23 protein-coding genes and 1 tRNA gene are annotated in these 24,154 nt (G+C 54.0%); all 24 read left to right on the forward strand.

The genetic code is table 11. The features are described 5' to 3' along the window. Positions 1-10 precede the first annotated feature (10 nt). The 24 genes from purR to hpt all read left to right on the forward strand — a co-directional run bounded on the left by purR (position 11) and on the right by hpt (position 24,139). Complete coding sequence (purR, locus tag D7M11_RS31995) at positions 11-841, forward strand: pur operon repressor (protein ID WP_120751356.1); 831 nt, start codon at positions 11-13, stop codon at positions 839-841. A 17-nt stretch (positions 842-858) separates the two neighbouring features. Then, positions 859-1,251: a RidA family protein gene (locus D7M11_RS32000; protein WP_120751357.1), complete on the forward strand. Its 393-nt coding sequence runs from the start codon at positions 859-861 to the stop codon at positions 1,249-1,251. A 113-nt stretch (positions 1,252-1,364) separates the two neighbouring features. After that, positions 1,365-1,649, forward strand: a complete 285-nt coding sequence (spoVG, locus tag D7M11_RS32005) for a septation regulator SpoVG (RefSeq protein ID WP_110843786.1) — start codon at positions 1,365-1,367, stop codon at positions 1,647-1,649. A 132-nt stretch (positions 1,650-1,781) separates the two neighbouring features. Further along, positions 1,782-3,182 carry a bifunctional UDP-N-acetylglucosamine diphosphorylase/glucosamine-1-phosphate N-acetyltransferase GlmU gene (glmU, locus tag D7M11_RS32010; protein ID WP_120751358.1) on the forward strand — a complete coding sequence of 467 codons (1,401 nt, stop codon included), beginning with the start codon at positions 1,782-1,784 and terminating at the stop codon, positions 3,180-3,182. A gap of 103 nt (positions 3,183-3,285) precedes the next feature. Then, positions 3,286-3,924, forward strand: coding sequence for a 50S ribosomal protein L25 (locus D7M11_RS32015; protein ID WP_120751359.1), 639 nt, complete (start codon positions 3,286-3,288; stop codon positions 3,922-3,924). Between the two features lie 397 nt (positions 3,925-4,321). Next, positions 4,322-4,882 carry an aminoacyl-tRNA hydrolase gene (gene pth / locus D7M11_RS32025; protein WP_120751361.1) on the forward strand — a complete coding sequence of 187 codons (561 nt, stop codon included), beginning with the start codon at positions 4,322-4,324 and terminating at the stop codon, positions 4,880-4,882. A gap of 122 nt (positions 4,883-5,004) precedes the next feature. Continuing rightward, positions 5,005-5,235: an anti-sigma-F factor Fin gene (locus D7M11_RS32030; protein WP_120751362.1), complete on the forward strand. Its 231-nt coding sequence runs from the start codon at positions 5,005-5,007 to the stop codon at positions 5,233-5,235. A 467-nt stretch (positions 5,236-5,702) separates the two neighbouring features. Further along, the gene (mfd, locus tag D7M11_RS32035) at positions 5,703-9,224 is read left to right on the forward strand and encodes a transcription-repair coupling factor (RefSeq protein WP_120751363.1); all 3,522 of its coding nucleotides are present in this window, start codon (positions 5,703-5,705) and stop codon (positions 9,222-9,224) included. After that, complete coding sequence (locus D7M11_RS32040; protein ID WP_120751364.1) at positions 9,211-10,266, forward strand: peptidylprolyl isomerase; 1,056 nt, start codon at positions 9,211-9,213, stop codon at positions 10,264-10,266. Before mfd ends, D7M11_RS32040 begins: the two co-directional genes overlap by 14 nt. 210 nt (positions 10,267-10,476) lie before the next feature. Continuing rightward, positions 10,477-11,019 (forward strand): stage V sporulation protein T, encoded by a 543-nt coding sequence (gene spoVT, locus D7M11_RS32045; protein WP_120751365.1) that lies wholly within the window; start codon positions 10,477-10,479, stop codon positions 11,017-11,019. A 133-nt stretch (positions 11,020-11,152) separates the two neighbouring features. Then, positions 11,153-12,817 carry a putative polysaccharide biosynthesis protein gene (locus D7M11_RS32050; RefSeq protein WP_120751366.1) on the forward strand — a complete coding sequence of 555 codons (1,665 nt, stop codon included), beginning with the start codon at positions 11,153-11,155 and terminating at the stop codon, positions 12,815-12,817. Between the two features lie 14 nt (positions 12,818-12,831). After that, on the forward strand, positions 12,832-14,319 hold the full coding sequence (gene yabN / locus D7M11_RS32055) for a bifunctional methyltransferase/pyrophosphohydrolase YabN (protein ID WP_120751367.1): 1,488 nt from the start codon (positions 12,832-12,834) through the stop codon (positions 14,317-14,319). 114 nt (positions 14,320-14,433) lie between these two features. After that, positions 14,434-14,706 (forward strand): HU family DNA-binding protein, encoded by a 273-nt coding sequence (locus tag D7M11_RS32060; protein WP_120751368.1) that lies wholly within the window; start codon positions 14,434-14,436, stop codon positions 14,704-14,706. Continuing rightward, positions 14,706-14,963 carry an RNA-binding S4 domain-containing protein gene (locus D7M11_RS32065; protein ID WP_120751369.1) on the forward strand — a complete coding sequence of 86 codons (258 nt, stop codon included), beginning with the start codon at positions 14,706-14,708 and terminating at the stop codon, positions 14,961-14,963. The genes D7M11_RS32060 and D7M11_RS32065 overlap by 1 nt, the downstream gene beginning before the upstream one ends. A 118-nt stretch (positions 14,964-15,081) precedes the next feature. Next, positions 15,082-15,363 (forward strand): sporulation protein YabP, encoded by a 282-nt coding sequence (gene yabP / locus D7M11_RS32070; protein WP_120751370.1) that lies wholly within the window; start codon positions 15,082-15,084, stop codon positions 15,361-15,363. Continuing rightward, complete coding sequence (yabQ, locus tag D7M11_RS32075; RefSeq protein ID WP_240041405.1) at positions 15,360-15,950, forward strand: spore cortex biosynthesis protein YabQ; 591 nt, start codon at positions 15,360-15,362, stop codon at positions 15,948-15,950. The genes yabP and yabQ overlap by 4 nt, the downstream gene beginning before the upstream one ends. A 26-nt stretch (positions 15,951-15,976) precedes the next feature. After that, positions 15,977-16,300, forward strand: a complete 324-nt coding sequence (locus D7M11_RS32080; protein ID WP_240041406.1) for an FtsB family cell division protein — start codon at positions 15,977-15,979, stop codon at positions 16,298-16,300. A 178-nt stretch (positions 16,301-16,478) separates the two neighbouring features. Then, the gene (locus D7M11_RS32085) at positions 16,479-16,952 is read left to right on the forward strand and encodes a S1 domain-containing RNA-binding protein (RefSeq protein WP_120751371.1); all 474 of its coding nucleotides are present in this window, start codon (positions 16,479-16,481) and stop codon (positions 16,950-16,952) included. Between the two features lie 137 nt (positions 16,953-17,089). Beyond that, a tRNA-Met gene (locus tag D7M11_RS32090) sits at positions 17,090-17,163 on the forward strand. Positions 17,164-17,534: 371 nt separating this feature from the next. After that, entirely contained in the window at positions 17,535-20,024 is a 2,490-nt protein-coding gene (gene spoIIE, locus D7M11_RS32095; RefSeq protein WP_120751372.1) for a stage II sporulation protein E, read from the forward strand. 332 nt (positions 20,025-20,356) lie between these two features. Beyond that, on the forward strand, positions 20,357-21,127 hold the full coding sequence (locus tag D7M11_RS32100) for a VWA domain-containing protein (RefSeq protein WP_120751373.1): 771 nt from the start codon (positions 20,357-20,359) through the stop codon (positions 21,125-21,127). After that, complete coding sequence (locus tag D7M11_RS32105; protein ID WP_120751374.1) at positions 21,111-22,028, forward strand: protein kinase domain-containing protein; 918 nt, start codon at positions 21,111-21,113, stop codon at positions 22,026-22,028. Before D7M11_RS32100 ends, D7M11_RS32105 begins: the two co-directional genes overlap by 17 nt. Before the next feature lie 63 nt (positions 22,029-22,091). Next, positions 22,092-23,528, forward strand: coding sequence for a tRNA lysidine(34) synthetase TilS (tilS, locus tag D7M11_RS32110; RefSeq protein ID WP_120751375.1), 1,437 nt, complete (start codon positions 22,092-22,094; stop codon positions 23,526-23,528). Between the two features lie 68 nt (positions 23,529-23,596). After that, positions 23,597-24,139 carry a hypoxanthine phosphoribosyltransferase gene (gene hpt / locus D7M11_RS32115; protein WP_120751376.1) on the forward strand — a complete coding sequence of 181 codons (543 nt, stop codon included), beginning with the start codon at positions 23,597-23,599 and terminating at the stop codon, positions 24,137-24,139. The last annotated feature ends 15 nt before the right edge of the window (positions 24,140-24,154 follow it).

The raw sequence follows: 24,154 nt of genomic DNA on the forward strand, positions 1-24,154 counted from the left end.
GGAGAGGCGCGTGAAAAAATTAAAACGAAGTGCCCGATTGGTGGAAATGACGCAGTATTTGCTGTGCCGCCCCCACACCTTAATACCGCTTACCTTGTTTGCGGAACGGTACGCCTCGGCCAAGTCGTCGATCAGCGAAGATTTGGCGATTATCAAAGAGGCGTTCGAGGAGGAAGGGCTAGGCGAACTTCAGACGCTCGCCGGAGCGGCGGGCGGAGTCAGATACACGCCGAAAATTTCCAAAGCGGTGTCGCTTGCCATCTTGAACGATATCAGGCAGCAGTTGGAGCAACCCGAGCGGGTGCTGCCGGGCGGATATTTGTACATGAGCGATATGCTTGGCCAGCCGGCTCTCGTGAATGAGGTCGGCAAAATGTTCGCGACCGCCTTCGCGGACAAGCCGCTCGATGTTGTCATGACGGTCGAGACGAAGGGCATACCGCTGGCCTACGCTGCGGCAACGTTATTAAACTTGCCGGTGGTGATCGTAAGGCGGGACAATCGGGTTACGGAAGGCTCGGCGGTAAGCATCAACTACGTATCCGGGTCGACCAAGCGTATATCGACCATGTCCCTCGGACGCAGGTCGCTTAAGGAGCAGTCCAATGTACTTATTATCGACGACTTCATGCGGGCGGGCGGCACGATTCAGGGCATGATTGACCTGCTGCGGGAGTTCAGGGCGACGGTTCAGGGAGTCGGGGTATTCGTGGAATCGGCGGAAGTGGACGAGCATCTGATCGAGGATTATGTGTCCATTGCCAAGCTAACCGGTGTTGACCCTAAGACGAAGCAGACGACCGTGCTGCCCGGCAGTTATTTTCAGCTGGACTTGAAATGAAACGGGAGGCTTATACCATGACCATCGAAATCGTATCGACAAGAAAAGCACCTGCGGCGATCGGGCCGTATTCGCAAGCCGTAACGCTCGGCAATCTAATCTTTACTTCGGGGCAAATACCGCTGAACGAAAGCGGCCAGCTTGTAGAGGGCGGTATCGAAGAGCAAACCCATCAAGTGTTCCGCAATTTGACCGCAGTATTAGAGCAAGCGGGAGCGACGCTGAGTAGTGTGGTGAAGGCAACGGTGTTCATCAAGGACATGAACCAATTTACGGCCGTCAATCAAATATACGCTTCGTACTTTGGAGACCACAAGCCGGCACGGTCGACCGTTGAAGTGGCGCGGTTGCCTAGAGATGTGCTTGTCGAAATTGAACTGATCGCAGCGAAAGCTGTCGAAAACGTTTAAAAAGCAAAATTAAATTTAAAAAATGTAATTTTTTCGGAAAAAACTAGGAGGAATCTGCATTGTGATGTGGAAGTATACACCAAGTCTGGCATAGTCAAAAGGTGGTGAACACAATGCAGATTACTGATGTACGTCTTCGCCGGGTAAATTCCGAGGGAAGGATGAAAGCGATTGCTTCCATAACGATTGACAACGAATTTGTCGTTCACGACATTCGAGTCATCGACGGAAACAACGGGATGTTCGTGGCCATGCCGAGTAAACGGACCCCGGATGGCGAGTTCCGCGATATCGCGCATCCGATTTCGTCCACCACGCGCGAGAAAATTCAAGCGGCCGTTCTGGCCGAGTATGACCGGGTTTCCAGCGAGGAAGAAGTTATCGAAGAAGGAGCCTGAATTAATGAGACAGTGAAGAGAGCCTGACTTTCGGCTCTCTTTTCTTTTGAATAAAATTGCGTTATAGTCGGAGGAACCGGTGTTTTAGTTTGCAAGGAAGCTTTTGCGCTTAGACCGAGGAGGTAAATCTTAATGCAATTATATGGTATTGTACTGGCAGCAGGTCAAGGGAAGAGGATGAAATCGAAGCTGTACAAAGTTCTCCATCCGGTATGCGGCAAGCCGATGGTCGGTCATGTGCTGGATGTGCTGGATGCGGTGCAGGTAGATCGCAAGGTCGTTATCGTCGGACACGGAGCGGAGGCCGTTCAGGCTTATCTTGGGAATCGTGCCGAATTCGCGCTTCAGGCGGAGCAGCTCGGAACGGGGCATGCCGTTGCTATGGCGAAGCCGCAGCTTGGCGAAGAGGATGGCATTACTGTCGTTATATGCGGTGATACGCCGCTTATACGGCCCGACTCGCTGGAGGCGATGATTGGGCTGCACCGGGAGCAAGGGGCCGCTGCGACGCTGATGAGCGCGGATCTGGATGTTCCCCGCGGGTACGGACGTATTGTCCGCAGCGGTCAGGGCGACGTCGAGCGGATCGTGGAGCAGAAAGATTGTACGGCCGAAGAGGATGCAATCCGCGAAATTAACGCGGGCACCTACGTCTTCGACAATCGCAAGCTGTTTGCCGCGCTGGAGAAGGTGACGAACCATAACGCCCAGAACGAGTATTATTTTACCGATGTCATCGGTATTTTGCGGGCGCAGGGCGAGAAGGTGCTTGCGTATTGTACGAGCGATCCTTCCGAGTGGATCGGCGTGAACGATCGCGTCGCTTTGTCGGAAGCGGAAAAATATATGCGGGAGCGCATTAACCAAGAACATATGAGGAATGGCGTCACCGTGATCGATCCGGCGAATACGTATATCGAAAAAGAGGTGCGTATCGGAGCGGATACGGTTTTGTATCCGGGGACGGTTTTGCGCGGGAATACCGTAATCGGTCAAGACTGCATGGTTGGGCCAAACAGTGAGATCGCGGATTCGACCATCGGTGACGGCGTCGAAATCAAACATTCCGTTCTTGCGGAAGCTACGGTTGGCGACAACTGCACGGTAGGGCCTTTCGCTTACCTTCGTCCGGGCGCGAAGCTGGCCGGCAACGTGAAGATCGGCGATTTCGTGGAAATCAAAAATTCGTTCCTGGATGAAGGCGTCAAAGTATCGCACTTAAGTTATATAGGCGACGCCACTGTAGGCAAAAACGTAAACGTTGGCTGCGGTTCGATCACCGTTAACTATGACGGCTTCAATAAACACAAAACCGTCATCGGGGATGATGCATTCGTTGGCAGCAACGTCAATCTGATCGCTCCTGTCACGATCGGTAAGGGCGCTTTTCTCGTAGCCGGTTCAACGATTACGAACGATGTGCCGGATAACGATGTAGCCATCGCCCGCGAACGGCAAACGAATAAAGCCGGCTATGCGGAGAAGCTTCGCAACCGATTCAAGACGCAGAAAGAAAACAAAAAATCGACTTGATGTTTCGTTCCTCCTCAAGATGGGTAAATTAACATGGAATAGGTTCGCTTTCTTCTTCATTCCGGAAAGCCGCCAAGCCATCTTGTCAGGAGGGAATCGAGTGATGAAGACGACATTAAAAGCGGAGAGCCGGGACGGCAACGTAACGAAATCCGAATTGAATCAAATGCGGGAGCGCGGGAAGGTGCCCGGCGTTGTATACGGCAAGAAGGTAGCAAGCACTCCGATCGCGATCGACGAGAAGGAGCTGCATGCGCTGCTGAAACACAACCAGCACTCGATCGTGCAGATGGACATTCCCGGCAGGGGAGCGTTCCCGGTCATGATTAACGGCGTTCAGCGGGACAGCTTGAAGCGCAGCGTGCTGCATATCGATTTCCATCAGATCAATATGGACGAACCGATCCGGGCTACGGTCGGACTGGAGTTTACGGGAGAATCGCCGGCCCAGCGCGAGGGCGGGGTATTGACGGCGCTGCTTCACGAGGTGGAAGTGCGCTGCTTGCCCAGCCGTCTTCCCGGCGCTATCGAGGTCGATATAAGCGGACTTGAGCTGGGAGGAAGTTTCCTCGCCAAAGATTTGCAGCTTCCGCCGGAGGTTGAGCTGAAGACGGACGAAAATTCCGTGCTGGCTACGATCCTCGTGCCGCAGAAGGCAACCGAGGAGTCTGAGGACGAAGGCGAGAAGGCGGCCGAGGCAAAGGGAACCGAAGCTGAGGGAGAAGCGGTCAAGCGCGACTGATCCGTATATGATTAGAGGGTTACGTTCCAGTATGGAATGTAACCCTCTTTGTCCTTGTGCGTGAAGCCTTGCTTCACTTTATGGGGAATGTTTTAGTATCCCGGACGGGAAACGAACGTATACAAGCCTCGGTTATAATAAGTGCTGTTCACTTTGATAAACGAATGAGTCACACGCTCTACGTATCCAATATCCCGATGATTTTTTTCCAAATATATTCGCACTGGAACCTGATGTTGGATATGATCATTGAAATGGTTGTCTTCTGAAATACGATCACCGTTAGAATACATATTAGGCCCATCCTCGCTTTATTGGATTTTACTAGCTAAGACAACTGACTGGGCCGTTTCGTTGCATCGGACGCAAAATTTTTTTTGGGAAGGAAACGAATCGTATGAAGTGGATAATCGGTCTCGGCAATCCCGGAACGGCTTATCAGCATAATCGCCATAATGTCGGATTTATGGTGATGGACCGAGCGGCCGAGCAGTGGGGCATTTCGGTAACCCAGCACAAATTTAAAGCGGTTATGGGCGAAGGCCACGTCAAAGGCGAGAAAGTATATGTGCTGAAGCCGATGACCTATATGAACTTGTCGGGCGAATCGATGCGGGCGTTCATGGATTTTTATAAGGCATCGCTCGAGGATCTTATAATCGTATATGATGACATGGATACCCCTTTCGGGCAAATCCGGCTGCGTTATCAAGGCAGCGCGGGAGGGCATAACGGGATCAAATCGATTATTGCCCATGCCGGCACGCAGTCGTTCAACCGCATTCGGGTCGGCGTATCCCGCCCGACTCCCGGCTACAGCATCGTCGACTACGTGCTTGCCGACTTTACGAAGGAAGAGACGAAGACGCTTCCCGATGTCGTGCAGCGGGCGGTAGAGGCGCTGGAGTTTTCACTGGAGAACAACTTCGATAAAACGATGGCGAAGTATAACGTCTGATTGTATGTTGCGGAAGATCCGAGGTCTTCCCGGCCCTCCAAGCGGCTAAGTTTACGAGAATTGGTTCATACTAGTAAACGATGGCAGTCTGGAAGTCATACGATTGGTCGGGAGGGCATACTATGGCTGTAAAATATGTGTGCAGGCACTGCGCGACGTCTCTCGGGGAAATCGACAATGCGCTTGTAAGCGAAGCGCAGCTCGGGTTCCATTTCTTGACCCCCGAGGAGCGCAGCGATATAATTACGTATAGCCAGGGCGGGGATATTCTCGTCAGGCTTACTTGCGATTACTGCCGCAAGGCGCTGGACGAACACCCGGAATTGAATATGGTTGCGAATCCGCTTCAATAGCGGTGCCCATACGCAGCATGAATCCAGCTTGGATCGGATAAAGAAGTAAAGCCTCGGTACCCTAAGCCTAGGCTTTCTTTTTGAATGTTTCAGAAAGTTTAAGTTCGCTAAAGCGCACGTTACAATGGATTACCTCGTTAAAGTGAATGAGAATTTCTGAACCAAGAAAAACTTCCACTAAAACGCGGTCGCTCATCCTTGAGATACGTCGATAGACGTTTTTCTTATTGCTACAGAAAGTTTAACTTCGCTAAAGCACTAAAGCGAAGAGCGACTTTCTGTACCAAGAAAAGCCACCGCTTACGCAGGGTCATTCATCGTGGAAAGGGCTTCGTTTAGAAGCTTTTCTTATCATTACAGACGTTCGAGCTAGCTTTATCGAAGCAAGGAAACAAATATACGCAGCCCACAGGTATCGATCCGCAGCTCTTTTTTTGGCTCGGCTAGTTATAAAGGAGTGTTTACCGTTGCAATCATTGGTTCGTGCCTTTTCCGAGGACCGCGAATTTGGATCGATCGTTGCCGGCGTCGAGTCGGGCATGCGCGAGCAGCTCGTTTCGGGGCTCGCGGGTTCGTCGCGGCAAGTTTTTATTTCCGCGCTAGTGGAAAAACTGAATCGGCCTCTCTTTGTTGTCACTCACAATATGTTTTCGGCGCAGAAAATGACCGAGGACTTGCTTGAATGCTTGCCGGAGGAGCAGGTACTGCTGTATCCGGCGAACGAGCTGATGGTGACGGAGGCGGCGGTGGCCAGCCCCGAGACGCTTGGCCAGCGTATTGACGCTTTAACCCGTTTGGCCGCGGGCTTCCGGGGCGTCGTTATCGTTCCGTTTGCCGGTGTGCGCAAGCTGCTGCCGCCAAGCCACATTTTCCGAGAAGCGCAATTCGAGATTCGCGTCGGCGAAACGGTCGACCTGGACTCGATCTTGCAGCGCATGGTGGAGCTGGGCTACGAGCGCGTCGAGCGCGTCGAATCGAAGGGCGAGCTGAGCGTGCGCGGGGGCATATTGGACTTTTACCCGCTGACAGCCGATACGCCTTTCCGGATAGAGCTGTTTGATGTGGAAGTCGATTCGATCCGCAGCTTCGATGCTGTCGATCAGCGTTCGATCGACAAACTAAACTCGGTGGTCGTGACGCCGTGTAAGGAACTTATCGCCGAAAGAAAACGCTTTCAAAACGCAGCGGAGCATGCCTACGATTTGCTTCAGGAGCAGCTTGCCCGGATGACCGACCGCCAGGTGCGGGAGAAGCTGAAGGAAGAGATCGGCCATGAGGTCGAACGGCTGCGCGAGCATCAATTTTTCGCAGGGCTGTATAAATATGTCGGCCTTCTATATCCGGAGCGCCACACGCTTATGGATTACTTGCCGAAGGATGCGGTCCTCGTCATAGACGAACCGAGCCGGCTGCTGGAAACGGCGAAGCAGCTTGAGCGGGACGAGGGCGAATGGATGACGAACCTGCTGCAGGAGGGTAAGTCGCTGCCGAGTTTTGTCATGTCCAAAACTTACGAAACGCTTCTGCATCGGACGGCGTTCCCTGCGCTGTACGTTTCTTTGTTTTTGCGTCAGGTGCCGCAAACGCAGCCGCAAAACGTCGTCAACTTCATGTGCCGGGCGATGCAAAATTTCCACGGCCAGATGAATGTGCTCAAATCCGAGATGGAGCGGTGGAAAAAAACCGGCGCCCGCGTCATGCTGCTCGCAAGCGGGGATGAACGCGTCGAACGGATGCGCAGGGTGCTGAGCGATTACGAGATCGAAGAGCCGATCATTCTGAACGGAAATTTGCAGGCCGGCTTCGAGCTGCCCTCGGTTCACCTCGTCGTGATTACCGAAGGCGAGATGTTTACGCAGAAAAACCGCAAGGTGCGCAAGATCGACAAAAAAATTGATAATGCCGAACGGATCAAAAGCTACAGCGAACTGAAAGTTGGCGACTACGTCGTCCATGTCAACCACGGCATCGGCAAATATGTCGGCATCGGCACGCTGGAAGTCGGCGGCATTCATAAAGATTACATGCACGTTTTGTACGCCGGCGGCGATAAGCTGTCGGTGCCGATCGATCAGATCGACTTGATTCAGAAATACGTAGGCTCCGAGGAAAAAGAGCCGAAAATCTACAAGCTCGGCGGCGCCGATTGGGTCAAGGTCAAAAACAAAGTGCGCAGCACTGTGCAGGATATCGCCGACGATCTCATCAAGCTGTACGCGGACCGGCAGGTTGCCGCCGGTTATGCCTTCAACAAGGATTCGACGTATCAGCAGGAATTCGAAGGGATGTTCCCGTATGATGAAACGCCGGATCAGCTGCGCGCGATTGAAGAAATCAAAAAAGATATGGAACTTCCGCGGCCTATGGATCGTTTACTATGTGGGGACGTCGGATACGGTAAGACGGAGGTTGCAGTCCGTGCGGCATTCAAGGCGGCGATCGACAGCAAGCAGGTAGCGGTGCTAGTGCCGACGACAATACTCGCCCAGCAGCACTATGAGACGTTCCGGGAGCGGTTTGCGGATTATCCGCTGAACATCAAGGTACTGAGCCGATTCCGTTCGCAGAAGGAGCAAAAGGATACGATCAAGGGGGTCAAAGCGGGCGCGGTCGATATCGTCATCGGCACGCATCGGCTCTTGTCCACGGATCTCGTGTTCAAAGATTTGGGATTGCTCATCGTGGACGAGGAGCAGCGGTTCGGGGTATCGCATAAGGAAAAGCTGAAGCGTCTGAAAACGAATGTGGACGTATTGACGCTGACCGCGACGCCGATTCCGCGTACGCTGCATATGTCGATGCTGGGCGTCAGAGACTTGTCGGTTATCGAAACGCCGCCGGAAAACCGCTTTCCGGTACAGACGTATGTCGTCGAGCACAGCAATGCGCTTGTTCGCGAAGCAATCGAGCGGGAGCTGGCGAGAAACGGACAAGTGTATTATTTGTATAACCGGGTGCAGGGGATCAACCAGATCGCCGAACAAATTTCGTTCCTCGTTCCGGACGCGAAGGTTGGCGTGGCCCACGGGCAAATGTCCGAGCAGGAGCTGGAGAAAACGATTCTCGACTTCCTGGACGGGGAATACGATGTTCTTGTCAGCACGAGCATTATCGAGACGGGCGTCGATATTCCGAACGTGAACACGCTGATCGTACACGACGCCGACAAAATGGGGTTGTCCCAGCTGTATCAGCTGCGCGGCCGCGTTGGGCGCTCGAATCGGATCGCCTATGCGTATTTTACGTATCAGCGGGATAAGGTGCTCACCGAAGTGGCGGAGAAGCGGCTGCAAGCGATCAAGGAGTTCACCGAGCTTGGCTCCGGCTTCAAAATAGCGATGCGCGACCTCACGATCCGCGGCGCAGGCAATTTGCTGGGAGCGGAGCAGCACGGTTTTATCGCTTCGGTCGGCTTTGACCTGTACACCCAGATGCTGGGCGAAGAAATCGCCAAACGGAAGGCGGAGCTGCACGGCGAGAAGCCGGAAGTGAAGGTCGTGCCGATGACACAAATCGACCTTACATTTGACGCTTACTTACCGTCCGATTATATTTATGATAGTATGCAGAAGATAGAGATTTACAAGAAAGTGGCGAATATCAAGTCGCTGGAAGAAGCAGGTGACATGTACGAAGAGATCGAGGATCGATTCGGAACTTTGCCTCAGGCGGTACTCAACCTGCTAGCCGTTGCCCGTTTGAAAGTGTACGGGTCCGAATATGCAATAGAGTCGATTTCGCAAAAGGGGGACGATATTCAGCTCAAGATCCACTCGAGCGAAAACGGCAATCTGGACGGTCAGCGGCTTCATGCGTTATCAACGCAGTACGAAGGCCGAATCAAGCTGATTTCGGGTCCGCAGATCATCATCCAGATGAAGTGCAAGGGTCTCAAGCCAGAAGCATCCATCGAAATGCTGGAGCGTTTTCTGGTACAATACAAGGAGGCTTTAAAATCGAAAGGAGAATTACGCCATGTTGCCAACTAACCGCAGTAAGACGAAGCGCCGGTTGTCCGTTATCCTGGCGGCTGTCGTCGTAGCGGCGGTGGCTTTGACCGGATGCGGTAAAGATAAGAATAGCGGAGCGGCTGCCGGAAGCACCGAAGTCGTCGCCACTTACAAGGACGGCAAAGTGACCAAGGGAGAGTACAATTCGTTCGTCGGCTCCGTTAAATTTTTCAATCCGATGTACGCGCAGTTCGAAACCGATCCTACGTTCCAGGATTATATGATGAAGCAGCTCATCGCCTTCAAGGTGCTGGGCGACAAGGCTGACGCCGCCTCTAAGAAAGACGCCGAAGCGAAGACGAAGGATCAGATCGATCAGATCAAAAACTACTTCGCGCAGCAGGGCGACAAAAATGCGTTCGACACGCAGCTCAAGGCCGCGAATTTGACGCAGGACGACATCAAGGATTATATTTTGAAAAGCCTGGTCGTACTTGGCGACGCCGAGAAAAAAGTAACGGACGATCAAGTGAAAACGAAATATGACGAAAATTCGAAGGCTAACGCCTATACGATCGCTACAGTTAGCCACGTTCTCGTGTCCTTGAAGGACGCGAATCAGGAGAAAGAAATCCGCACGAAGGATGAGGCGCTCAAGCGGGCTCAGGAAGTTAAGACGAAGCTGGATGGCGGCGCCGATTTTGCGGCTATCGCCAAAGAGTATTCGGATGACGGCGGCTCCAAGGACAACGGCGGGAAATACGAAAACGCCAGCGTCGGCGATTGGGTCGAAAATTTCAAAAAAGCCGCGATCGAACTGCCGATCGGCAAGATCAGCGATCCGGTGGAAACCGAGTTTGGCTATCATGTCATGAAGGTGGAAACCCGCTCGAATAAAACGCTGGACGAGATGAAGGAACAAATCAAATCCGAACTGGCCGAGCAGCAGGTATCCGATTATATCGAGAAAGATTTGCCGGGCATTATCGAGAAAATCGAGACGGACAAGCTGCCGAAAGCCGCTCCGGCACCGGCAGGGGACACGTCCGCACCGAATTTGACGCAGCCTGCGGCCAAGTAATTCAACATTTATTTTTGTCGATCGAGACGTCCGTTTTTCGGGCGTCTTCATCTTTTCTTGTCTCCCGTATAAGAATTTGGGAGCAGTAACATACTATGGGCAGACAAACAAAAGTTAAATTTCAGCCTCCTGTAAACGATTATTGCATATAAGCCAGCCATACAATCGTACTTCAAACACTTCTAACTTCGAAAGTGAGGCAACCAGAATATGAAAGCAACTGGAATTGTTCGTCGGATCGATGATTTGGGCAGGGTTGTAATTCCGAAAGAAATACGCCGCACGTTAAGAATACGGGAAGGAGACCCGCTCGAAATATTCGTAGACCGCGACGGCGAAGTGATTTTGAAAAAGTATTCCCCGATCGGCGAGCTTGGCGACTTCGCCAAAGAATATGCCGAGTCGTTATATGAGAGCACCAACCACATAACGATGATCTCCGACCGCGATACGATTATCGCCGTTGCGGGCGGGTCGAAGAAGGAATATTTGGAGAAGCAGATCGGTCCAGTTGTCGAGTCGTGCATGGAAAACCGTAAAGCTACGCTGGAGACGAATGCGGGGCAATATGAGCTTTGCAAGGACGTCACCGAAATGTACGGCTCCTACGTGATCGCCCCGATTGTGGCGGGCGGAGACCCGATCGGCTCGGTTATACTGGTGAACAAGGAAGAATCGGTTAGTATGGGCCAGATGGAGACGAAAATGGCGGAAACGGCGGCCGCTTTCCTGGCCAAGCAGATGGAGCAGTAAAAGGTTTTCGGGCTTCCCGGTGAAGTAGGTCACTTCGCAGGGGAGTCTTTGTCGTTTTGGGGGAAGCTTGACGTCACTTTCTGGGGATTCTTATAATGGAGGGAACGTGTCTTTGATACGAAAGGGGAGACGTATGCAACAAGACTCGAACCTGCCCCGGGCTCCCGCTCGGGCGATCGTCAAGGGCGCCTTCGTGCTGGGCGCGGCAGCGATCGTATCCAAGCTGCTCGGAACGCTGCAAAAAATTCCGCTGCAAAACGTGGCGGGAGACGGTGTGTTCGGCATTTATAACGCGGTATATCCGCTATATACGCTCATTCTGTTTTTGGCGACAGCGGGACTTCCGGTCGCCGTCTCGCGCTTCGTCGCAGAAGAGATGACAGACGGCTCTGCGGACGGGGCTAGAGGCGTAGTGAAGATGGCGCTGACGATTTCGGTAGGGACCGGTCTATTTTGTTTTATATTGCTGTATGCCGGCGCGGGTACAATCGCTTCCTGGATCGGCAACGGACAGACGGAAGACGCCCTCCGCAGCGTTTCGTTTGCGCTGCTGTTCGTTCCGTGGCTGGCCACACTCCGCGGCTACTTCCAGGGGCTCGGCGATATGGTGCCGACCGGAGTATCTCAGGTTACGGAGCAGCTGATCCGCGTGGCCGTCATGGTAGCCCTGTTGTTCATCCTAATCGGCATGGGTGCCTCCGACGGGACGATCGCCGCTGGCGCTACGTTTGGTTCGGCGGCAGGGGCGCTGGCCGGGCTGATTGTCATGGCCGCTTACTGGTATGTACATACCCGAAGACGCAAACGAAATGTTCCGGGCGAAGGGTCGGTGCCTCCGGTGCGTCCTCGCTCGGGCCGCCGCGTCAGCTACAAAGCTTTTATTGCCTATGCGCTGCCGATTTGTCTCGGCTCCGCCGTACTGCCGATTTTGACGCTGGCGGATACGTTTACAGTGCCTCGGCTGCTGCAGCAGGGCGGTCTCGGCGAAGCGGAGGCGATGGCGCAGTTCGGGCTGTACAACCACGGCCTCCCGCTCATCCAGCTTGTCGCTATGATCGTCTCCTCGATGTCCGTGGCGCTTGTTCCGGTCATAGCTGCCGCGCGAGCCAGAGGCACGCTGGCTGACGTTCGGGGCAGTGCAGAAGCGTCGCTGCGCCTCGTATGGCTGATCGGGCTGGCTGCGTCCGCAGGCATGGCGGTAACGGCGATCCCGTTAAACGTCATGTTTTATAAAGAGGCGGCCGGATACGGCACGATGATGATTTTGTCGTTTACAGCCGTGTTCAGTGTCGTTCAGATCGTGTCGGGGACGATTCTGCAAGGTTTGGGCGCGGAACGTGCGACGGCGTACTTCCTGCTCTTCGCTGCGGCTCTCAAAATCATCCTGAACATTTGGCTCGTTCCGCGCTACGGCATCGCAGGCGCGGCCGTCTCGGCCGTGGCGGCCTACGCTCTTGCCGCCGGGCTTTCGCTGTTCCGGCTGCGAAGCTTCGGGTTCGTTCGCCTGTCCGTACGCACCTTGGCGCTGAAACCGCTGCTCGCTACGGCGATCATGGTGGTCGCGACCGCTGCCGTCGTTTTTGCGTCGGATGAAGCGATCGCCGCTCTGTTCCCCGGCTTCTCCTACAGATGGAGGCAAACGTTCGTGGCGCTTATATCCGTAGCAGCCGGAGCCGCCGTTTTCGGTATCGCCTTGTTTCGCACCGGCGCGCTTGGCGCGGCCGATTTGGCCGCCGTGCCGAAAGTCGGGGCCAAGCTGCTGCCCCTTTTACGCAAATGGCGCATCGTATCCCACTAAGAGGAGGTTTCCCTATGTCACCATCAATCACTGTGCTCGGACTTGGTTCGGGAGATGAGAATCAGCTCACACTGGGCGCCTGGAAGACGATTCAGGCGGCCTCTCCGCTCTATGTAAGGACAGAGCATCATCCCGTCATCGGGTATTTGCGGCAAAACGGCGTATCGATCCAGTCGTTCGACAGTTTGTACGAAGCGAACCGTTCCTTCGAGGACGTGTACGTCTCGATCGTGGACGAGCTGCTGCGTCTCGCCCGCATGTCGTCCGTCCCGATCGTATATGCGGTTCCCGGGCACCCGATGGTCGCCGAATCAACGACAAGGCTGCTTCGCGAGCGCTGTGCCGAAGAGGGCGTAACCTTGTCTGTAATGGGGGGCGAAAGCTTTCTCGATCAGGCGTTCGTCCGCCTCGGCTTCGATCCGATCGAAGGCTTCGCTTTGTTCGATGCAACGGCGCTACCTGCCTCGGGCGCGGCGATCGAACCGCGGATGCATACGCTCATCGCGCAAGTGTACGATACGCACACGGCTTCCGACGCCAAACTGTTTCTGATGAGCGTGTATCCCGACGATTTTGAGATCGTAGTCGGTCACGAGCTCGGCATAGCAGGCCGGGAAACGATTGTAAGAGTGCCGCTCTACGAACTGGATCGGCTGGACGGCTACGGCAATTTGTCGCTGATCTGGGTTCCGCGCGCAGACCGTGAGACACTGCGAATCCGCCAGTTCGAGCGTCTGCGCGAGATCGTCGACATTTTGCGCAGTCCGAACGGCTGTCCGTGGGACCGGGAGCAGACGCATGCGAGCATACGTAAAAACTTGATCGAAGAAACGTACGAGGTGCTGGAGACGATCGACGACGACGATCCGGCGGCGATGTGCGAGGAACTGGGCGATCTGCTGCTGCAAATTATGCTGCACAGCCAGATGGAGGCGGAAACGGGCGCCTTCGACGTCTACGATGTGATTGAGGGACTGAACGAGAAGCTGATCCGCCGTCATCCCCATGTGTTCGGCGACGCAGGCGCAGACGATGCGGATGAAGCGCTTCGCAACTGGAATGCGATGAAAGCGGAAGAGAAAAAAAGCCGCGGCATCGACGTGACCGAGCAGTCCGTGCTTGCGGGAGTCCCGCGTGACCTGCCCGGGCTCATGAAGGCGTACAAGCTTCAGAAAAAAGCGGCATCCGTCGGCTTCGATTGGGAACAGATCGAAGAGGTGTACGCGAAAATCGAAGAGGAGATTTCCGAGCTGAAGGCGGCCAGCGACGAGGAGCGGCTCGGGGAGCTCGGCGATCTGTTATTCGCCGTTGTCAATTTATCGCGATTTTTGCGGATTGATCCCGAAGAAGCGCTTAGTTCGACAAACCGGAAATTTGTGGAACGTTTTGAATATATAGAGCGACAATTGCGTCTAAAGGGCCAACAAATTGACCAAACTGGGTTAACAGAAATGGAACATTTGTGGCAGGAAGCAAAAAAACTTTCGAAATTTGCTAGATAGCAGAAGGATTTCTTTGCCTGATAAAGAATACATAGACCGTACAGGCTTATCAGCCAGGCAACCCCAGCTTTCCGCGCGAAAGCTTCAAGCCAATTTTTTAGGAGGAATTTATCGATGAATAAGACAGATCTCGTAAACAACATTGCTGCTAAAAGCGGATTGTCCAAAAAGGATGTCGAATCCGTATTGAACAGTTTTCTTGGCGAAGTAACTGACGCTTTGTCCGCAGGCGGCAAAGTTCAATTGATCGGCTTCGGCACGTTCGAAACCCGTACCCGCTCCGGACGCACGGGCCGCAACCCGCAAACGGGCCAAGAAATCAAAATCCCGGCTTCGAAAGTTCCGGCTTTCAAAGCAGGCAACAAGCTTAAAGAAGCTGTTAAGTAATGCGTCTTGACAAGTTTCTGAAAGTATCCAGACTCATTAAACGGCGGACGGTTGCGAAGGACGTATCCGACCAAGGCCGGATCTGGATCAACGGAAGGGAAGCGAAGGCGAGCAGTACGGTCAAAGTCGGGGACGAGCTAGTCATCCGATTCGGCCAGAAAAGCGTCACCGTTCGCGTGGAGCGCCTCGCCGAAACGACCCGGAAGGAAGAAGCGGGAGAGATGTACACTGTTTTGAAGGAAGAATCGAATGCGTAAGCATTGATAAAGACCGGCCATGTGGGCCGGTTTTCGTATTTTACAAAGCTTCTCTCCGTGCCGGTTCTAAACCGCAGTCCCTCCCCATAATCTAGTCGTAGAGGGAGGGGTACATGCCATGATCGAACCGTTAAAACAAAAGCGGCAGGAAGTGAAGATGCTCAACCGGAAGCTGCTCGAAATATCTGGCGTGCTTAATGTCGAAAGCTTCGACAGCGAGGAATTTTTGCTCGAAACGGAATGCGGGTTCTTGGCCATCAAGGGGCAAAATTTACATATCAAGAACTTGAACCTGGAGCAAGGGCTGGTGGCGATTGAGGGGACGGTACACGGCCTCACGTATCTCGACGCGAGCGCGCAAGAGAAATCCAAAGGATTTCTAGGGAAGCTGTTCAAGTGAGCCTCCAAATCCAACTGCTTACGTTATCCGTAATGGCGGGCAGCGGCGCATTCATGGGCGCATTGTTCGACGTGTACCGCGTCTTATCCGGACAGCTGCGGCCTCCCCGCTGGCTCGTTCCGCTGCTCGATATCGGATATTGGGTCGTTGCCACGTTATTCGTTTTCCGCTCGCTGCTGTACAGCAATGACGGACAAGTCCGAATGTACGTATTCCTCGCGCTCCTGCTTGGCGTGTGGCTGTACTTCAAGCTGTTCAGCTGGCTGACCGTTCGTTTGGTCGAATGGTGTATCCGTTTCGTCAAGGCGCTGATCCGGTTTTTTCTCAAGACGATCGAAGTCATCGTAATTGGGCCGATCCGGTTTTTATACCGCGTCCTGATCGTCCTCATCGGTTTTTTGTGGGCGTTCACTATTTTCCTTGGAAAAATTGTGTTACAATTGTTGTATCCGTTTTACGCACTCGGCCGTTTTCTGCTGAGGCCTCTTCTGAAGCGGCTGAAAATGCCGGGATGGCTCAATCGTTTTTTGGTCTTGTGCGGCAAAGGGGTACAAGCTGTTAGGCGGTTGTTCCGCAGAAACGGATAATAACGGACAGGGAGGGAACCGCTACTGTGCGCGAAGCGAAACAGACCGGGGCTTCCGAACAATCGAATAAAGGCGCCAGGCGCCGCATTCGGCTGCTCGCATTTGCTATGGTCGGCTTTATGACTTGGGCGGCTCTCATCTTGTGGAATCAGCAAGGCCGGCTTGGAGTCAAGGCGGCGCAAGTCGATGAATTGACACAGAAGCATGTGGAAACGGTGAAGCTGAACGAAGGCTATAAGAAAGAGATCGAGCGGCTGAACGACCCCGAATATATATTGCAAAAAATCCGCAAGGAATACCATTATTCGAAGCCGGGGGAAACGTTGTTTTATACTCCCAAATCTCCGTGAGCCCACGTCCTTATTGACCTTTATGTCGCCGATCTTGTATAATCTCCATATCCGATCCTCACACAAGCCTGCCTGTTGGTGCAACTTTTTTGGAAGCCGTCGCAAAAGTTGCGAGAATTGCGTATGGATAGTATGAGAGATTATTTCCAACATATCTTAGGGAGGAACGTTTCATTCTATGGCAATTGAAGTGGGCACCAAGTTGGAGGGCAAGGTGACAGGCATTACTCATTTCGGGGCATTCGTAGAACTATCTGCAGGCGTGACCGGTCTCGTTCACATCTCCGAAATTGCCGACAATTATGTGAAGGACGTCAACGATCACCTGAAGCTGGAAGACAAAGTTTTGGTGAAAGTCATCAACGTGGACAAGGACGGAAAAATTGGTTTGTCCATTCGCCAAGCTGTCGACAAACCTCCAGGCGAGCAGCGCCCGGATCGCCCTGAGCGCGGATTTAACCGGGACCGTGAAGATCGTGGAGATCGTGGAGGAAGAAACGATCGCGGTGGCCGCCCCTTTAAACCTGCCCCGAACCGCTTGACTTTCGAGGATAAGATGTCGCGTTTCTTGAAGGACAGCGAAGAACGGATCTCGAACTTGAAGAAGAATACTGAAGGGAAACGGGGCGGAAGAGGCGCTCGACGCGTATAAGCCGAGCTACCCGTTGTTATGCAGCTTATGGTACGCCGGCCGTCCGACAGGACAGTCGGCGTTTTTGGTCTTCGGATAAGGCTTCCCGAACCGATTGACAACACCCCGGGCGCTGGTATATACTTTCATATGATTATGGCGGCGTAGCTCAGCTGGCTAGAGCGTACGGTTCATACCCGTGAGGTCGGGGGTTCGATCCCCTCTGCCGCTATCCATAGTTCCGACAAAAGCTCCGACACGTTTTGAACGTGCGGGGCTTTTTCTTTGTTTCTCGGCCGATTTGCAGACAGGTTGTATGCTTTTGTCGGACTTTCCGTCCGCGGTCTAGGGAATCGACACTGTTTTACGGAATCATCTTGTCCATCATGCGAGCGTCTGTTCGGATCGCCGGGCGGCGAGACATCGAGTCTTTGCGAACGAAGGTACGGGCAGAGCCGGAAACGCGCGTTTTCGGGGAACTGCGCGGCTCAGCCGTTTTTGTCGGAAAATTCTTTGAGCCCACATCCGCATTGTGACAAACTTTATACTAGATTCGTTTTTATAATAGGGGCACACCAAAAATGAAAAAGGATGTGTTCCGGTATGATGAAATGGAATGTACTCGATTTTAAATCGTCTCCGCTCAGCGGAAAGTTGGATAAATCGAAGGACGGAGGCAAACGGACGTTTCTGGAAAACCGGTTCATCCAATCGATGATTGCGAGGAAGTGGGCTTTTTTGCTGGTCGTCATGGCTTTTCTGCTCGGCCGGGCGATGATTCTCGAGCAGCTTACTCCGTTCGCGATCGCTTATTTCGCAGTCGTTTATTTTGTCCGCAAGGACTTGATCCGCTGGATCGGCCTTTCGATCATCGCAGGAAGCTTGCTCGCCTTCGAGATCAAGACCGGATATATCGTAACGGAAATGCTCGTGTTTCTCTTGGTCCAGAAAGGCTTGGAAAAGTACGGGCGCTCGGAGCTGGCGTACGCGCCGATCATTGTGTTTACATCTGCATTTGCCGTCCAGTTGTTCGGCACCATCGTAACGTCCGAGCTGACCTGGTACTCGCTCATGCTTACGGCCGTAGAGGCCGCGCTCAGCTTCGTGCTGACGCTCATCTTTATCCAGGCGATCCCGGTTTTTACGTTAACGCGAAAAAACTACGCGCTAAAAAACGAGGAGATCATTTGCCTCATCATTTTACTGGGATCGGTGATGACGGGTACGGTGGGGTGGATCATCCAGTCCGTTTCGCTCGAGCACGTGCTGTCCCGCTATTTGATCCTACTGTTCGCGTTTGTGGGAGGGGCCCCCCTCGGCGCTTCCGTAGGCGTCATTACCGGTCTGGTTCTCAGTTTGGCCGATGTCGGCGCGATTTACCAGATGAGCCTGCTCGCCTTCTCGGGCATGCTGGCCGGTTTGCTCAAGGAAGCGAACCGGATGGCGGTGGCGTTCGGGATGCTGCTCGGCTCGTCGATCTTGTCCATCTATATCGGCAGCCAGGCCGAGGTGATGAGCTCGACCTGGGAATCGGTCGCCGCCGTTATTCTGTTCATGCTGACGCCTCGGGCCTTCGTCCAGACGATCGCGAAGTACGTCCCGGGAACGCGTGAAAACATGAAGTCACAACATGATTATGCGAAGCGGGTCCGAGATATTACGGCTACTCGGGTCGAGCAGTTTTCCGAGGTATTCCGTCAACTGTCGAGCAGCTTCAGCCAGCTTTCGGAGGTGGATGAGAGCAAAGCCAAGGAGGAGGCGGTCGGACATTTCATGAACTCGGTCGCCGGCAGAGCTTGCTCCACTTGCTGGAAGCGCCATCAATGCTGGGACGACAAGTTTTATCAGACGTACCGATATATGTCCGATATGATGACCGCAATCGATGAGCGGGAGACGATGACGAAGAAAGATATTGCACCCGAGTGGAAGCAAATATGCGTGCGGACCGATCAGGTGCTCGGCGTCATGAAACAGCAGTATGCGCTGTTCAAGCACGATCTGCATTGGAAGCGGCAAATCCAGGATAGCCGTCAGCTCGTAGCGGAGCAACTGAGCGGCGTGTCGCAGGTCATGCAGGATTTGGCCAAAGAAATCAAACGGGAGGGACATGAGCTGTTTTTACAGGAGGAGCAAATTCGCTCCGCGCTTGAGGATTTGGGTCTTTCCATTCACAGCATCGATATTATCAGTCTCGATGAGGGGAACGTGGAGATCGAGATCATCCATCAATATACGAGGGGATTTGATGAGTGCCGGAAAATTATCGCGCCGCTGCTGTCCGATATTTTGGGTGAAAATATCGCCGTGCGCAGCGAAGAAATATCGAGCCGGGGGGATGGTTTTGCAACCGTATTGTTTTGTTCGGCCAAGGAGTTCGAGGTGGAGACGGGGGTGGCCGGTGCGGCCAAAGGAGGCGATCTGCTGTCTGGAGACAGCTTCAGCACGGTAGAGCTCGGCAACGGGAAGTTTGCCGTGGCGATCAGCGACGGAATGGGCAATGGAGAGCGGGCCCGGGCGGAGAGCAGCGCGGCGCTCTCGATTTTGCAGCAGCTGCTGCAATCGGGCATGGACGAGAAGCTGGCGATCAAGTCGGTTAATTCGGTGCTGATGCTCCGTTCGTCGGACGAGATGTTCGCGACGGTCGATGTAGCGCTAATCGATCAATACAGCGCTCAGACAACGTTCATGAAGATCGGTTCGACGCCGAGTTATATTAAAAGGGAGACGGAGGTAATTCAAGTTACGGCCAACAATTTGCCGATCGGCATTTTGCAGGATATTGACGTTGATCTGATCTCGATGCAGCTGCTGCCGGGCGATACGCTCATTATGATGACCGACGGCATTTTCGACGCTCCGGGGCCGGCCGTCAACAAGGAGATGTATATCAAGCGGATCATTCAGGAAATCGACGAAACCGATCCGCAGCTATTCGCCGATTGCATGCTCGATACGATCGTGCGTTATAATGGGGACATTATGGACGATATGACGGTTGTTGTCGCTCGCATTCAGAAGTATAAGCCGGAGTGGGCGACGTTTCGCTGGCAGGGCATGACCCATTTCGAGCGCCCGAGAACGGTAAGTTGATCCCCCAAAAGTGAAGCGAAGCTCCGAAGCTTAGTCCGTCGGAGCAGCTAAGCTGCTCTCGCAATAATAGCTACTCTTAAACACGAATGTACTTCGTCGACTTTCATCGATTAAAGCTATTATTAATACTTTCGGGGGAGCCCCCAAATCGCCCCATAAAGTGAAGCCAAACTTCGATGCGCATTACATGTTCTCATCCTATAGATCCGATCCCTGGAACCCGGTAAAACCGGGTTTTTTTCTTTTTGCACGGCGCTGCCTTCCGGGTATCGTTCGCTTCTAGCGGGGGAATGCTAGATACTAGAATCGGAGCGAGGAAGGATTGATCCCGGATGAAACAAATTATTCTGATTACAGACGGATGCTCAAACGTTGGGATTAGCCCGGTTGTAGCGGCGGCTCATGCCAGGCAATCGGACATCGTCGTCAACGTAATCGGCATTGTCGATGGCGGCGATTTGGGCGAGCGCGGGGCGACGGAAATTGCCGAGATCGCCAAGGCAGGCGGAGGCATGAGCCGGCTCGTCACCCAGTATGCGCTCGCCGAAACGGTGCAGATGATGACGCGCCAAACGGTGCTCCGGACGATTCGCCAGACAGTACAGCAGGAGCTGAAGCAGATCATCGGGCCGGGGGCCGCTCTGGAGCAGCTGCCTCCGGGACAGCGGGGAGCGGTCGTGCGGATGATCGACGAATGGAGCGAAACAAGCTCGCTGCGGGTAGCTCTGCTGATCGATACGAGCGCCAGCATGGCTCCGAAGCTGAAAGCGGTCGAGGAAGCGTGCCGGGATTTGCTGGCGAGCCTGCGTGCCCGCAAAGGGGTCAGCGAAATGGCGGTTTTCCGTTTTCCCGGCCATGCGGAAGTCGACCTGCTTGCGGACTGGACGTCCGATCTTGCCAAAACCGCCAATATGTTCTATAACTTAAACATGAAGGGGACGACGCCTACCGGCCCCGCCTTGTTAGGGGCGATCCGGTATGTGGCGCAGGACACCCCGGCGCACAGCACGTTAACCGACGGAGCCGCAATACGGGGAAGGGACGAAGAGCGTTCCTACAAGCCGAGCGATGGGGACGGGATATTCAGTGACTACATCGTCTAAAGTAGTCTTGACCGAAGGGTTCGCCGTTTGCGGAAAATGGAACAAACGGCGGTACCGGATCGAAAGGCTGCTTGGAGAAGGGGCCAACGGCAAAGTATTTCTCGTGCATTCGGGAAAACAAGCCTATGCACTTAAATTCGGGTACGATACGGTTGATCTGCAGCTCGAGGTCAACGTGCTCCGGGAGCTGGACAAGAAGTCGGCCACCCCGTTTTTGCACGATGCCGACGATGCGGTTATTAGCGGCAAAGTATTCCCTTTTTATGTAATGCGATACGTGCGCGGACAAATTCCGCGCTATTATATTAGAAGGCACGGCCCGGACTGGATCTATATTATCGGTCTGAACACGCTGCGCAAGCTGAACCTCCTGCACCGGCAGGGATACATATTCGGCGATTTGAAATCCGATAATGTGCTCGTCTCGGGATACGGGGAAGTGGAGCTTGTCGATTTTGGCGGCGTTACGGAAATGGGCCGTTCCGTGAAGCAGTTTACGGAGCTGTATGACCGGGGCTTCTGGAACGCCGGGGAGCGGATCGCGGCAGGCAGTTACGACCTGTTCAGCTTCGCCGTCCTTTGCCTGGAGCTCGGAGGGATGGGCAAAAAGCTGAGGGAGCTTGCGCAAGGCTTACCCCAAAGCCGAAGCATAAAAGATCTGGAGAAGCTGATCGACGAATGCCCGAGGCTTCGCGCCGTCGCGCCGGTGTTGAAAAAGGCGGTAGCCGGACGGCTGGCCGATTCCGCGGAAGCGGCGGAGCTGTGGAGCGAAGCGCTCAAAAGCCAAGGCGTTCACGCTGTTCCGCGTTCGGCCGCTTCTGCCGTATGGATCAAAACGTCGTTCGCCGCCTCTATCGGGCTGTTCATTTTGGTGCTTTGCGCGATATGGCTGAGAAGCTGATGGGGACAATCGCGGCTTGGCATACATCAACGGTTGAGAAAGAGATGAGGAAAAGTGCCGCTTATGGAGCTTGCGGATAAAGTGGAGAACGTGATCAGCAGAGATCGGCTCGCCTGTGAGGGCGACCGGATCGTCGTCGCCGTATCGGGCGGGCCCGATTCGATGGCGCTGCTGCACGTTCTTTTTTTGCTTGCCCCGAAGTTTCGCTTCGAGCTGATGGCCTGTCATATCAATCACGGATTCCGTCCTGAGGAGTCGGAGCGCGAGGCCGAGGTCGTTGCCGCTTTCGCCGGCCGCTTGGGCATTCCCTGCGAGATCGGCCGGTTTGATCTGCCGGCTTACATTGCGGAGACGGGGCTTAACGCGCAGGTAGCGGCTAGGGAAAAGCGTTATGCTTATTTGCACGAAACGGCGGAGCGGTACGGGGCGAACAAGATCGCTCTGGCCCATCATGCGGACGATCAGGCGGAGACGGTTATGATGCGGGTCTTGCGGGGAACGGGTCCATCGGGACTATCCGGCATGGCGGTGCGCCGAACCGAAAAAAAAGTGGAACTAATCCGCCCCTTCTTACGTATATACAAATCGGAGATCGAACGCCATTGTGACGTTTCCGGCATCCCGGTATGCCGGGACAGCAGCAACGTGTCGCGCAAATATTTCCGCAACGTCGTCCGTCTGGACGTGCTGCCGTATTTGCAGACGTATAACGAGAAGCTGCCGGAATCGCTGAATCGGCTCGCCGAGATGATGAGGGCCGAAGACGATTGGATGGAAGCCGAAACAAAGGCGCGATTTGATGAGCTTGTCGCTCTCGAGCGGAAAGAAGGACGGGTCGAATGCAGCCTGGTCGCAAACCGTTTTGCCGCGCTTCCCGTTGCTTTACAAAGGAGACTGATTAAACTAATATTAAACTATGTTTTTTCGGAAAACGATCTTGCCGATTACGAACGGATCGAGACGATTCGTGAGGCGATTGTACGTGAAGGCGGGAGATCGCTGACGCTTGATCTGCATGAGAGGCTGAAGCTCGTACGCGAATATGATACGGTTTCCTTTGTACGGCAGCGATTATCGGACCCGGTGCGGTATGCATATGAGATTACCGGACCTGCCACTGTAATAAGTGTGCCGGAAGCGGGGATGGAGCTGGCTTGCGAGCTGGTTGGCACAGCCGCGATTGGCCTTACTCCTGCGCGGAGGAGAACGGGCCGCAGCGAAGCTTTTTTCGACGGCGATCAAGTGTTGTTTCCATTAACGGTGCGCGGCAGACAGCCCGGCGACCGGATGGAGCCGCTCGGTTTAAAGGGAACGAAAAAAGTAAAAGATATGTTCATTGACGAAAAAATACCGCCTTCAGCCCGGGATCAGTTCCCGCTTGTGCTGGATGCAGCGGGACGCGTGCTTTGGATCCCCGGACTGCGCAGATCCGCCCATGCCGTCGTAGCGGATACGACAACTCGGGTATTGGTCATGAACGTTCGCCATGTAGAGAGGTAAGCTTGGCTTGCCTTGCCGAGCATGCGGGCATTCATGCTTTCATAGTATACAGTAGGAGGGTCCACCCGTTGCAAAACGACATTCAGAACATCCTGTTCACCGAAGAGCAAATCCAGGACAAAGTGAAGGAGCTTGGGGAGCAGCTCAGCCGCGATTTTGAAGGCCGCAACCCGCTCGTCATCTGCGTACTGAAGGGCGCGTTCATCTTTATGGCCGACCTGGTGAAACGGATGAGCATTCCGCTTGAGATCGATTTTATGGCCGTTTCCAGCTATGGGCAAGCGACCAAATCGTCTGGCGTTGTGAAAATCATCAAGGATTTGGACGTTCCGGTCGAAGGCCGCAACGTGCTCGTAGTGGAAGACATTATCGACAGCGGGCTCACGCTCAGCTATTTGATCGATGTGCTCGAGCGCCGCAATGCATTGTCCGTATCGGTCGCCACGTTATTCGACAAGCCTTCGGGAAGATCGGTAGAGCTCGAACCCGACTACAAGGGGTTTACGCTTCCTGACGCCTTTATTGTCGGATACGGACTGGACTATGCGGAGAAATACCGCAATTTGCCGTACATCGGCGTGTTGAAACCGGAAGTTTACACGGCGCAGTAAGCCGCATGCCGCCTG

The organism is Paenibacillus ginsengarvi (genome assembly GCF_003626695.1).
GTDB classification, from domain to species: domain Bacteria; phylum Bacillota; class Bacilli; order Paenibacillales; family NBRC-103111; genus Paenibacillus_AB; species Paenibacillus_AB ginsengarvi.